This is a genomic window from Bordetella saccharivorans (assembly GCF_045862855.1).
GTDB classification, from domain to species: domain Bacteria; phylum Pseudomonadota; class Gammaproteobacteria; order Burkholderiales; family Burkholderiaceae_B; genus Bordetella_A; species Bordetella_A petrii_F.
Genome location: NZ_BAAFZO010000001.1, coordinates 347,071 through 359,483 on the forward strand (window position 1 = coordinate 347,071; position 12,413 = coordinate 359,483).

Sequence of the window (12,413 nt, forward strand, 5' to 3'; positions counted from 1 at the left end):
GTTTTTCTTGCCATGGCCGGAAACGGCCGGGCTGCGCTCAGTCCGCGCGCTCCTCCAGGATGGCCACCGCAGGCAGCGACTTGCCTTCGAGGAACTCCAGGAACGCCCCGCCGCCGGTGGAGATGTAGCCCACCTTGTCGGCGATCCCGTACTTGGCGATGGCCGCCAGGGTGTCGCCGCCGCCGGCGATCGAAAAGGCCGGCGACGTGGCGATGGCCTGCGCCAGCACCTCGGTGCCGTGCGCGAAGGCGTCGAACTCGAACACGCCCACCGGGCCGTTCCAGACGATGGTGCCGGCCTGCTGCAGGATGCCGGCCAGGCGCTGCGCCGTCTGCGGGCCGATGTCGAGGATCATGTCGTCCTCGGCGACTGCGTCGGCCGCCTTGACGGTGGCTTCGGCATCCGCCGCGAACGACTTGGCGCACACCACGTCGGTGGGGATGGGCACCTCGGCGCCGCGCTGCTTCATGATCTCGATCACGGCGCGGGCCTCTTCGACCTGGTCGGGCTCGGCCAGCGACTTGCCGATGGACAGCCCGGCCGCCAGCATGAAGGTGTTGGCGATGCCGCCGCCCACCACCAGCTGGTCGACCTTGTCGGCCAGCGACTGCAGGATCGACAGCTTGGTCGAGACCTTCGAACCGCCCACGATGGCCACCAGCGGCCGCTTGGGCTCGTGCAGCGCGCGGCCCAGGGCCGTGAGCTCGGCCTCGAGCAGCGGGCCAGCGCAGGCCACCGGGGCGAAGCGCGCCATGCCGTGGGTGGTGGCTTCGGCGCGGTGCGCCGTGCCGAACGCGTCGTTGACGTACACGTCGCAAAGCGCCGCCATCTTGCGCGACAGCGCCTCGTCGTTCTTCTTCTCGCCAGGATTGACGCGGCAGTTCTCCAGCAGCACCACCTGGCCCGGGTCGACGTTGACGCCGTCGACCCAGTCCTTGACGAGCTGCACGGGCATGCCCAGCAGTTGCGACAGGCGCCGGCCGACGCGGTCGAGCGAGTCGGCCTCGGTCAGCACGCCCTCGGTGGGACGGCCCAGGTGGGACGTGACCATGACCGCCGCGCCACCGTCGAGCGCCAGGCGGATGCCGGGCACCGAGGCGCGGATGCGGGTGTCTTCGCTGATCTGGCCGGCGTCGTCGAACGGCACGTTGAGGTCGGCGCGAATGAACACGCGCTTGCCGTGCAGCGCGCCGGCCTTGGCCAGCGCGGACAGGGTGTTGACCTTGGCCATGCCGCTTACTTGGCCGACATCAGCGCGACGGTGGTGTCGAGCATGCGGTTGGAGAAGCCCCACTCGTTGTCATACCAGGACGACACCTTGACCAGCTTGCCCGACACCTTGGTCAGGGTGGAGTCGTAGGTGCTGGACGCGGGGTTGTGGTTGAAGTCGACCGACACCAGGGGTTCGGTGTTGTAGTCCAGGATGCCCTTGAGCTCGCCTTCGGAGGCGGCCTTCAGGATACTGTTGACTTCCTCGACCGTGGTTTCGCGCTTGGCCACGAACGACAGGTCGACGATCGACACGTTGATGGTGGGCACGCGGATGGCGAAGCCGTCGAGCTTGCCGTTCAGTTCGGGCAGCACCAGGCCGACCGCGGCAGCCGCGCCGGTCTTGGTGGGGATCATGCTCATGGTGGCCGAACGGGCGCGGCGCAGGTCTTCGTGATAGACGTCGGTCAGGACCTGGTCGTTGGTGTAGGCGTGCACGGTGGTCATCAGGCCGCTTTCCAGGCCCAGCTTGTCGTGCAGGGGCTTGACCAGCGGGGCCAGGCAGTTGGTGGTGCACGAGGCGTTCGAGATGACCGTGTCGGAAGCCTTCAGCACGCCGTGGTTGACGCCGTACACGATGGTGGCGTCGACGTCCTTGCCGCCGGGAGCCGAGATGATGACCTTCTTGGCGCCGCCCTTCAGGTGCGCGCTGGCCTTTTCCTTGGAGGTGAAGAAGCCGGTGCACTCGAGCACCACGTCGACCTTCAGCTCGCCCCAGGGCAGCTCGGCCGGGTTGCGGTTGGCCAGCACGCGGATCTTGTCGCCGTTGACGACCATGTAGTCGCCGTCGACTTCGACGGTGCCGGGAAACTTGCCGTGGGCCGTGTCGTAGCGCGTCAGGTGCGCGTTGGTCTTGGGATCGCCCAGGTCGTTGATGGCGACGATTTCGATGTCGTGCTTCTTGCCGGCTTCGTAGTGGGCACGCAGGATGTTGCGGCCGATGCGGCCGTACCCGTTGATGGCGACGCGGATGGTCATGACTAGAGCTCCTTTTACAAAACTTGCTTGACGGCCTCGGCCACCTTGTCGGCGGTCAGACCGAAGAACTTGAACAAGGCCCCTGCGGGCGCGGATTCGCCGTAGCGGTCGATGCCGACCACGGCGCCTTCCAGGCCCACGTATTTGTGCCACAGGCCGGTCGTGCCGGCCTCGACGGCAACGCGCGGCAGGCCCGGGGGCAGCACGGCGCGCTTCCAGTCGGCGTCCTGGCGGTCGAACACGTCGGTGCTGGGCATGGACACCACGCGCACCGCGATGCCCTGCCCGGCCAGCTGTTCCTGCGCGGCCAGCGCGATGGCGACTTCCGAGCCCGTGGCGATGATAACGGCACGCGCGCCTTCTGCGTCTCGCAGAACGTAACCGCCGCGGACAATCGCTTTCAGCGTGTCGGCGTCGCGCGCCACGAACGGCAGGTTCTGGCGCGACAGCAGCAAGGCGGTCGGGCCGCCGTCATGGACGTCCATGCCGATGCTGGCCGGGCGCGCCACGGCGGCGCCCCAGGCGACCGCGGTCTCGGTGGTGTCGCACGGACGCCAGACCGACAGATTGGGGATCAGCCGCAGGCTGGCGGCGTGCTCGATGGACTGGTGGGTGGGCCCGTCCTCGCCCAGGCCGATGGAGTCGTGCGTGAACACGTGCACCACGCGCTGCTTCATCAGCGCGGCCATGCGGATGGCGTTGCGGGAGTAGTCGGAGAAGGTCAGGAAGGTGCCGCCGAACGGCAGGTAGCCGCCGTGCAGCGCGATGCCGTTCATGATGGCGGCCATGCCGAATTCGCGCACGCCGTAGTTGATGTGGCGGCCGAACTGGATGCCCTGCGCGCCGGCGCGCACCGGCGCCACGCCCTTCCAGTCGGTGTAGTTGGAACCAGTCAGGTCGGCCGAGCCGCCCAGCAGCTCGGGCAGGACTTCAGCCAGCGCCGCGATGGCGAACTGCGAGGCCTTGCGGGTGGCGACGGTCTCGGCTTTCTGGTCGGTGGCCTGCACGAAGGCCTGCAGCCGGGCGGCGAAGTCGGCCGGCAGCTCGCCCTTCATGCGGCGCGTGAACTCGGCGGCCTCGGCGGGGTACTTGGCCGCGTAGGCGTCGAAGCCGGCCTGCCAGGCGGCCTGGGCCTCGGCGCCCTGCTTGCGGGCGTCCCAACCTTCGCGCACGACCTGGGGGATCTCGAACGGCGCGGCGGTCCAGCCGAGCGCGGCGCGCGTGGCGGCGACTTCCTCGGCGCCCAGCGGCGCGCCGTGCACGTTATGGGTGCCGGCCATGGCGGGCGAGCCCTTGCCGATGATGGTGCGGCACACGATCAGGGTGGGCTTTTCCGACTGCGCGCGCGCCTGGCGGATGGCGGCGTCGACGGCGGCCACGTCGTGGCCGTCCACGCCGCGAATGACGTTCCAGCCGTAACCCTCGAAGCGGGTAGCGGTGTCGTCGCCGAACCAGTGCTCGACATGGCCGTCGATGGAAATGCCGTTGTCGTCGTACAGCACCACCAGCTTGGACAGCTTGAGCGTGCCGGCCAGCGAGCAAGCCTCGTGCGAGATGCCTTCCATCAGGCAGCCGTCGCCGGTGAACGCATAGGTGTAGTGGTCGACGATGGGCAGGCCGGGCTTGTTGAACTCGGCGGCCAGCAGCGCCTCGGCCAGCGCCATGCCCACGGCATTGGCCAGGCCTTGCCCGAGCGGGCCGGTGGTGGTCTCGACCCCGGGGGTGATGCCGACCTCCGGGTGGCCGGGGGTGCGCGAGTGCAACTGGCGGAACTGCTTGAGCTCGTCAATGGGCAGGTCGTAGCCGGACAGGTGCAGCAGCGCGTAGATGAGCATCGAGCCGTGGCCGTTGGACAGCACGAAGCGGTCGCGGTTGGCCCAGGCCGGATCGGCCGGGTTGTGGCGCAGGTGGCCGAGCCACAGCGCCTGGGCGATTTCCGCCATGCCCATGGGGGCCCCGGGGTGGCCGGAGTTCGCTTGTTGGACGGCGTCCATCGCGAGGACGCGGATGGCATCCGCCAGGGCAAGTTGATGGGCGGTGGATTGGCTCATGCGGAAAAGGCTCGTAGGCTCCGGCAACATGTTCCGGCTGGTGCCAGACACCCTGGCGAGCCCGCGCCCGCCCGTGGGCGCGCATTGCCGCGCCGGGGTGCCCGGCGCCCGGGAAAATGGGGCCAGGTAGAGAGGTTGTGAAGCTCATGATTTTAGCATCCGGGGATAACCCGGGACCTGGCGTCCCGGCGGGCGCCGCCCGGGCCGCGCGGGGGATGGTAGGCTACGCGCTTGACCGGACCTTGCCGCCCGCCGCGGCCCCCTGATCGACCCATGCCCCTGCCGCGCTTCTTCTGCGACGCTCCCCTGTCCGCCGGCGCCCGCATGGCGCTGCCCGACGCCCTGGCGCACCACGCCGTGCGGGTGCTGCGCCTGCGCGCCGGCTCGCCCATCGTGCTGTTCGACGGCGCCGGCGGCGAATACCCCGCCACGCTCGAAATCGACGGCAAGGCCGCCCATGCCGTGCTGGGCGCGCACGACCCGCGCGAAGCCGAGCTGGCCGGCCGCATCATATTGGTGCAAGGCCTGCCGTCCGGCGACAAGATGGACTGGGTGGTGGAAAAGGCGGTCGAACTGGGCGCCAGCCGGGTCTGCCCGATCGCCGCGCAGCGCAGCCTGCTGCAACTGGACGGGGCGCGGCTGGCAAAACGGGTGGCGCACTGGTCCCGCATTGCCCAGGCGGCATCCGAACAATGCGGGCGCAACCGCCTGATGGCGGTCGATGCTCCGGTCGGCCTGCGCGCATGGCTGGAGCAGCCGGCCGAGGGCGTGCGCCTGCTGTGCCACCCGGAAGCCGGGCCCGGCCTGGCCGACGCGCTGCGCGCGCAGCCGGACCTGCAGGCCTTGAGCCTGCTGGTGGGGCCGGAGGGAGGCTGGTCGGACGCCGAGCTGGAGCTGGCGGCCGCGCACGGCGTGCAAGCCGTGCGCTACGGGCAGCGCGTGCTGCGCACCGAGACCGCGGGGCTGGCGTTGATCGCCGCCGCCACCGCCCTGCTGGGGTGGCAGTAGGCCGCGTCTACAGGCCTGCAGGTGCCTGACACCCGGGGGATGGGGTTACCCTTCCCCGTAAGGCGCCGCGGCGACGCCGGGTTCCGGGTCGGGATGCTTGCCGGCGTGCTCGATGACGTAGGTGAAGACCCGGCCGTTGTCGCGCGCGAATTCGGCGGCATCGGCGCACACGGCTTCGATCTGGGCGGCGTCGGCTTCCAGGGCTGGATCGCCTGAATGAAGCTTGTAGAGCCACAGCACCACGCCGGTTTTCTGGTCCAGCACGGTGTCGCACAGGCAGTCGTACAGGGCGTCCAGGTTGCCGCCGAAGTACTCGGGGAAGTCGACCGCCTTGGCAATGGCGCGCAGCACCGCGGAACGGCTGCGCGCCCGGTCGCAGTCGGCCACCATGAGGGCCAGTCCGAGCTGATGCGCGGCTTCAACCACGGCTTCCTTCTGCAAACCGTCATGATCGATCGCGCCCCCGCGGCCCAATTGGCGCTGCAGAGCAGACTGGCCATTCCGCGTCATGCCTGGCCCTCCTTGAAAAAGCCAACCACCTCTTCGATACGCCGCATCGTATCGGCATAACCCAGTTCGATCAATCGTCGCGTGTAGGCGCTTTCAAACAGCAAATAGGACATCAGCGCACCGCCGCCCGACCGGCCTGGGTCGGACGATACACCGAGTACGCGAAAAAGGGTACGTGCCTCGAGTGGCATTTCTTTCAGGTAATCGAGCGCGAGCAAATCCAGCGATTGGCTGGGCGTCAGCGTCAGCACGTTCACGCGCCGGACACTCAGGCCCGTGGCCGGGTCGCGCGAGGTGTGGTCGACCAGTTCGTTGATGCGTTCCAGGCGCTCGATGTCGGCCGACAGGCCGTCCAGGAAAATGCTCGACAGCACGTGCCCGCCCACCTGCGCCAGCGACGGATACGGCGGCGCCTTCTCGCGCTTCTCGGGGTGCGTGTCGTCCCGGTAGCCGGTGCCGATCACCAGCACCCGCTCGGCGCCCAGGTGGATGACCGGGCTGATGGGCGCCAGCTGCCGCATCGAGCCGTCGCCGCACCATTCAGTCTGTCCCTGCACATCCACCGCCTGCGCCGGGAACACGAACGGAATGGACGACGAGGCCATCAAGTGCTCGATGCCGATGCGCGCGGGCACGGCGCGCCGCAGCGAGCGATGCCACGGCTCGATCACGCGGTGGGACTGGTAGAAAGTCAGGTGCTCGCCGCTGGTGAAGCCCGAGGCGGTGATGGCCAGCGACGACAACGCGTTGCGCTCGAGATTGACGCCCAGGCGGTCGAAATCCAGCACGCGCGCCAGCAGGTCGGCCAGCGGCCGGTTGTCCAGCAGCGACTGGGGCCGCTTGCCGGACAGCCCGGAGAACATCCAGCCCAGCGCCAGCAGCCCCAGCCAGCGCACGCCGGTCTTGATCAGGCCGGGCGCGTCGGCCCGGTACACCATGCCGGTGTCGAGGGACTCCCAGAGCCGGCGGATGCGCCGCGCCGCCAAGTGCGGGCGGTCGGCCCGGCACGCCAGCGCGGCGGCATTGATGGCGCCGGCCGAAGTGCCGCTGATGATGGCAAAAGGATTACGGAACCCGGGCCGCGACGCCGGGTCGAGGATCTCGAAAATGGCGCCCAGCACGCCGACCTGGTAGGCCGCGCGGGCGCCGCCGCCGGTCAGCACCAGCCCCGTCACCGGCTGGGACGGGGCGGCGCCGGCTGTCGTGTTACCGGGGGACGTTGGCATCGACGACGACCAGGGCGGTCATGTTGACGATGCGGCGGACAGTGGAGCTGGACGTCAGGATGTGGACCGGCGCGTTGGCGCCCAGCAGGAACGGGCCGATGGCGACATTGCCGCCGGCTGCCGTCTTCAGCAGGTTGTAGGCGATGTTGCCGGAATCGACATTGGGGCACACCAGCAGGTTGGCTTCGCCCTTGAGCGTCGAGGACGGCAGGATGCGCAGGCGCTGCGCCTCGTCCAGCGCGCAGTCGCCGTGCATTTCGCCGTCCACTTCCAGGTCCGGGGCGGCGGCTCGGATCAGCGCCAGGGCCTCGCGCATCTTGGCGCCCGAGGCCGAGCTGCCGGTGCCGAAGTTCGAGCGCGACAGCAGCGCCACCTTGGGCGCCAGGTTCAGGCGCGCCATTTCTTCGGCCGCGGCGATAGTGAACTCGGCGATCTGCTCGGCGGTGGGATCGTCATTGACGTGGGTGTCGACCAGCGCCACGGTGCGCTCGTTGAGCAGCAGCACGTTCATCGCCGCATAGACCTTGGCGCCGGGCCGCATGCCGATGACCTGGTCGACGAAACGCAGGTGCTCGGCATACGAGCTGACGGTGCCGCAGATCATGCCGTCGGCGTCGCCCAGGTGCACCATCATGGCGCCGATCAGGGTCAGGCGGCGGCGCATCTCGACGCGCGCCATTTCCTTGGTGATGCCGCGTCGGCACATCATTTCCCAGTAGGTGGTCCAGTAGCGGTGGAAGCGCTCGTCGTACTCGGGGTTGGTGACCTCGACGTCCTCGCCCAGCCGCAGGCGCAGGCCGTATTTCTCGATGCGGGCCGCCAGCACCGCCGGGCGGCCCACCAGGATGGGCTTGGCCAGGCCTTCGTCGACCACCACCTGCACGGCACGCAAGACGCGCTCGTCCTCGCCTTCGGTGAACACCACGCGGGCCTTGCCGCCCTCGCGCACGAAGCTCTTGGCGGCCGAGTACAGCGGCTTCATGAAGGCGCCGGAGTGGTACACGAACTGCTGCAGCTGTTCGACGTAGGCTTCCAGGTCGGCCAGCGGGCGCGTCGCCACGCCGCCGTCCATCGCCGCCTTGGCCACCGCCGGCGCGATGCGGGTGATCAGGCGCGGATCGAACGGCTTGGGAATCAGGTACTCGGGGCCGAAGCTGATGTCATACGTGCCGTAGGCCGCCGCGACCACCTCGTTCTGCTCTTCCTGGGCCAGCTTGGCGATGGCGTACACCGCCGCCATTTCCATTTCGCGCGTGATGGTGGTGGCGCCGACGTCCAGCGCGCCGCGGAAGATGTACGGGAAGCACAGGACGTTGTTGACCTGGTTCGGGTAGTCGGAACGGCCGGTCGCCATGACCACGTCGTCGCGCACCGCGCGCGCGTCTTCGGGCAGGATCTCCGGGTTGGGGTTGGCCAGCGCCAGGATGACCGGGCGGGCCGCCATGGCCGCCACCATCTCGGGCTTGAGCACGCCGCCGGCCGACAGGCCCAGGAACACGTCGGCGTCCTGGATCACGTCGGCGAGCTTGCGGTGGTCGGTCTTCTGGGCGAAGCGTTCCTTGTCGGGATCCATCAGCGCCGTGCGGCCCTGGTACACCACGCCTTCGATGTCGGTGACCCAGATGTTCTCGATCGGCACGCCGAGGTCCACCATCAGGTCCAGGCAGGCCAGCGCCGCGGCGCCCGCGCCGGAGGTCACCACCTTGACCTTGTCGATGTCCTTGCCCACCACTTTCAGGCCGTTGATGAAGGCGGCCGACACACAGATGGCCGTGCCATGCTGGTCGTCGTGGAATACCGGGATCTTCATGCGCTCGCGCAGCTTGCGCTCGACCGTGAAGCATTCCGGGGCCTTGATGTCCTCGAGGTTGATGCCGCCGAAGGTAGGCTCCAGGCCGGCGATGATCTCGACCAGCTTGTCGGGGTCTGTCTCGTTGATCTCGATGTCGAAGACATCCAGGCCGGCGAATTTCTTGAACAGCACCGCCTTGCCTTCCATGACCGGCTTGGAGGCCAGCGCGCCGATGTTGCCCAGCCCCAGCACCGCGGTGCCGTTGGTGATCACGCCCACCAGGTTGCCGCGCGCGGTGTAGCGCACCGCGTTGACCGGATCGCTGACGATCTCTTCGCAAGCCGCGGCCACGCCCGGCGAGTAAGCCAGCGCCAGGTCGCGCTGGTTGGACAATTGCTTCGTCGGGGTGACGGAAATTTTGCCGGGGCGGCCGGACTCGTGGTATTCAAGCGCGGCTTTGCGAAAGTTGGCGTCCATAAGGCGGGCTACTCGGGTGGGTGCACGGAAAGTGAAGGATTCTAGCTCAGGGCGGCAGCTATCTTACTCCTCGCTTACTTCCATGCCGTGCCGTGTCACCGCCCGGCCGGGCGCCGGCGCGGCGGCGGATGCCGTCAGGGCGCGTACAGACCCGGCGGATCGAAGGCATCCTGCACGCGCATGGCGAGCCGGTGGGCGGCGGCGGCGACCGCGGGCGGCGGCGCGTCCGCCGCGGCGCCGGCCGCCTGGCCGGGCGCCAGCAACGCGCCCTCCACCCAGGCCAGCGTGCCGCCATGTCCCAGCAGCAATTGCGCCAGGTTCACGCCGGCCGGCGGCTCGGGCGCCAGCGCGTCCAGGCGGTAGCGGCACGGCCAGGACGGATGCGCGCGGCAGGCCGCGGCATCGGCCGAGCCGGCCAACTGGAACAAGGCGGGCACCAGCCGCTGCACCGCGGCCGAGCGCAATGGCTGGACGTCGTCCTGGCCGAACGGCCCGAGCGTCTCGGCGGTGCCGTCCGACAGCAGCAGGTCGATGCCGACGAGACCGCTGGCGGCCGTGCCGCCCGGCGGCCAGGCGCCGGCCCCCGCCAGCCAGCCGGCCAGCGTCTGGGCTGGCGGCGCCTGCGCGAATTGCGGCAGCCCGGCGGCGGCCAGGTCCGCGGCCCGGCAGCCCGGCTGCGCGCGCCACTGTCCTGGCAGCGGCCCCGGCGCCAATTCCGTGAGCGCCGAGGGATCCACTTCCAGCACCGCGCGGCCGGCCGGCATGCCGGCCGCGGCCGTGCCCGCCAGCACCAGCGCCACGCCGTACTCCACGCACAGGGCGCGCGCGTGGCGCACGTCCTCGGGGCGCGCCGGCCGCAGCCTGGCGCGGCCCGGCGGCGCCGCGTCGAGCTCCTCCAGCGGGCCATGCGCCGCGCGAGCCAGGCGCTGGCGGAACATGTCCCACGGCGTGCGCGGCAGCCGCCGGCCGAACAGGAATGCGCGCCGCGATGACTGCATCTACAATCCCTTTTTCGTTTTGAGAACCATCATGCTGCGCCTCGCATCACGCGCCCACGACTTCCTGACCTTTCACGTCGTCGAACTCTTCAAGCAGGCGCAGGCGCTGCAGGCGGCGGGCCGGGACATCATCAGCCTGGGTATCGGCGAACCGGACTTTACCGCGCCGCCCCAGGTCGTGGAAGCGCTCGAGCGCGCCGCCCAGGCCGGCCTGAGCGGCTACAGCGCGCCGGCCGGGCTGGCCGGGCTGCGCGAGGCCATTGCCCAATTCTACGCAAGCGAGTTCGGCGCCGCCGTCGATCCCGCCCGCGTCATCGTCACGGCCGGCGCCTCGGGCGCCCTGTCGCTGGCCTGCTCGGCCATCGTCGAGCCCGGCGCCGAGGTGCTGATGCCCGACCCCTCCTATCCGGCCAACAGCAATTTCATCCTGGCCGCCGGCGGCCGGCCGCGCCTGGTTCCCAGCCACGCCGGGCAGCGCTTCCAGCTGTCGGCGCAGGACGTGCGCGACCACTGGACGCCCGCCACGCGCGGCGTGCTGGTGGCGTCGCCCAGCAATCCCACCGGCACCAGCATCGCGCGCGACGAACTGGCGGCACTGCTGCACGCGGTGCGCGAACGGCAGGGCTTCGCCATCGTGGACGAGATCTACCTGGGCCTGAGCTACGAGGGCCGGCCACGCTCGGCGCTGACCCTGGACGACGACATCATCGTCATCAACAGCTTCTCGAAATACTTCCACATGACGGGCTGGCGGCTGGGCTGGATGATCGTGCCCGAGCGGCTCGCCGCGCCCATCGAGAAAATGGCGGCCAGCCTGGCGATCTGCGCGCCGACGCTGGCGCAGCACGCGGCGCTGGCCTGCTTCGCGCCCGATACGCTGAAGATCTACGAGCATCGCCGCGACGCCTTCCGGCAGCGGCGCGACTACCTGCTGCCCGAATTCGAGCGGCTCGGCCTGCATGTGCCGGTGCGGCCCGACGGCGCCTTCTATATTTACGCCGACATCGCCGCGCTCGGCGCCGACAGCGCCGCGCTGTCGCAGCGGCTGCTGCACGAGGCGGGCGTGGCGGTAGTGCCGGGCCTGGATTTCGGCCCGGCGCACGGCGGCCACACGCTGCGGTTCTCGTACGCCACGGGGCTGGACCGCCTCGAGGAAGCGGTCCGGCGCATGGGGAAGGTACTCTAGGAAGCGGCGCGCCTGGCGCCGCGCCGCTTACTCGCGCGCCAGCGCGATGCCGGCGGCCAGCGCCAGGCGGCGGCGTTCGGCCTGGACCTTGGCGCCGTAGCCGCCGTCGCTGGGGCCGGTGGCGCCCACGTAGCAGGCCAGGCCGCCGTCGATCGAGCCGCGCCGTTCGATGCAGTCCTTCAGGATCGTCGTGCCGACGCGGATGTTGGCGATCGGGTCGAGCGGGTTGTTCATGCCGTCGCCCAGCCTGTCGAACTTGTCCTGGTGCACGCGCGTCATGACCTGCATCAGGCCCTGCGCGCCCACCGAGCTCTCGGCGAACGGGTTGTAGCGCGATTCAATGGCGATCACGGCCAGCAGCAGCAAGGGGTCGAGCTCTTTTTCGCGCGCGACCTTGTATACGGTATTGACGAGCACGGACGTCGCGTCATAGGCGACGCGATACTTGCGCGAGATATAGTTGCGCAGTGCCTCGACTTGCGGTCCGGACACGGTGCTGCGCGCCCGCTTCTTGGGCGGGGCGGGCGGCAGGTCGCTTCTCAGCGGCCCCAGGAAACCTGTGGCATTGCTGACGGGCGCAGCCGGAATCGCCATGGCTACCGCTGAAGGGGTGTCATAGGCGGGGTCGTACCCGGATTCGGCGGATGAACCGGGCGGCACGGATGTAGGCGCTAGGGCGGTCAACAAGGCTTTGTGCACCTGCAAGGCCTGGTCGCGCAAACCAGGCAAGGCGAAGCCCATGCTTACCGTAACGATCACTGCGATGCCCAGATAGGTACAGCAGATACGCAACCACTCGGCAAGATGGTGGTGCACTCCTTGGGCGGTCTGGCGGAACAGGCCGGCCACTGACGCATCGGGCATGGGGACCTCCTGCGTTAAGAGAGGACTGGATGTTAACCTCTGTTCCACCGTAAA

At 69.5% G+C, this 12,413-nt stretch carries 10 protein-coding genes; 2 read left to right on the forward strand and 8 right to left on the reverse strand.

The window, feature by feature from the left end; translation table 11 throughout:
• Positions 1-37: 37 nt before the first annotated feature.
• The 3 genes from ACKTT0_RS01680 to tkt are packed head-to-tail and all read right to left on the reverse strand — an operon-like array spanning position 38 to position 4,328.
• Positions 38-1,231, reverse strand: a complete 1,194-nt coding sequence (locus tag ACKTT0_RS01680) for a phosphoglycerate kinase (protein ID WP_407847590.1) — start codon at positions 1,229-1,231, stop codon at positions 38-40.
• Between the two features lie 5 nt (positions 1,232-1,236).
• Entirely contained in the window at positions 1,237-2,247 is a 1,011-nt protein-coding gene (gene gap, locus ACKTT0_RS01685) for a type I glyceraldehyde-3-phosphate dehydrogenase (RefSeq protein ID WP_028353110.1), read from the reverse strand.
• Between the two features lie 14 nt (positions 2,248-2,261).
• Positions 2,262-4,328 carry a transketolase gene (gene tkt, locus ACKTT0_RS01690; protein WP_407847593.1) on the reverse strand — a complete coding sequence of 689 codons (2,067 nt, stop codon included), beginning with the start codon at positions 4,326-4,328 and terminating at the stop codon, positions 2,262-2,264.
• Positions 4,329-4,571: 243 nt separating this feature from the next.
• On the opposite strand from tkt, the gene ACKTT0_RS01695 reads away from it, so the two are divergent.
• Complete coding sequence (locus tag ACKTT0_RS01695; protein ID WP_407847595.1) at positions 4,572-5,306, forward strand: 16S rRNA (uracil(1498)-N(3))-methyltransferase; 735 nt, start codon at positions 4,572-4,574, stop codon at positions 5,304-5,306.
• Positions 5,307-5,351: 45 nt separating this feature from the next.
• On the opposite strand, the gene ACKTT0_RS01700 is transcribed toward ACKTT0_RS01695, so the two are convergent.
• From ACKTT0_RS01700 to ACKTT0_RS01715, 4 genes are all read right to left on the reverse strand, one after another.
• A complete protein-coding gene (locus ACKTT0_RS01700) occupies positions 5,352-5,816 on the reverse strand; it encodes a barstar family protein (RefSeq protein WP_028353107.1) in 465 nt (154 codons plus the stop codon).
• Positions 5,813-6,976 (reverse strand): patatin-like phospholipase family protein, encoded by a 1,164-nt coding sequence (locus tag ACKTT0_RS01705; protein WP_407852365.1) that lies wholly within the window; start codon positions 6,974-6,976, stop codon positions 5,813-5,815. Before ACKTT0_RS01705 ends, ACKTT0_RS01700 begins: the two co-directional genes overlap by 4 nt.
• Positions 6,977-7,022: 46 nt before the next feature.
• Positions 7,023-9,311, reverse strand: a complete 2,289-nt coding sequence (locus ACKTT0_RS01710; protein ID WP_407847597.1) for an NADP-dependent malic enzyme — start codon at positions 9,309-9,311, stop codon at positions 7,023-7,025.
• Between the two features lie 134 nt (positions 9,312-9,445).
• Positions 9,446-10,309, reverse strand: a complete 864-nt coding sequence (locus ACKTT0_RS01715; protein WP_407847598.1) for an FAD-binding oxidoreductase — start codon at positions 10,307-10,309, stop codon at positions 9,446-9,448.
• Positions 10,310-10,340: 31 nt separating this feature from the next.
• On the opposite strand from ACKTT0_RS01715, the gene ACKTT0_RS01720 reads away from it, so the two are divergent.
• Complete coding sequence (locus ACKTT0_RS01720; RefSeq protein WP_407847599.1) at positions 10,341-11,495, forward strand: pyridoxal phosphate-dependent aminotransferase; 1,155 nt, start codon at positions 10,341-10,343, stop codon at positions 11,493-11,495.
• Positions 11,496-11,522: 27 nt separating this feature from the next.
• Here ACKTT0_RS01720 and ACKTT0_RS01725 read toward each other — a convergent pair whose 3' ends face one another.
• Positions 11,523-12,359, reverse strand: a complete 837-nt coding sequence (locus ACKTT0_RS01725) for a lytic transglycosylase domain-containing protein (protein WP_407847601.1) — start codon at positions 12,357-12,359, stop codon at positions 11,523-11,525.
• Between the last annotated feature and the right edge of the window lie 54 nt (positions 12,360-12,413).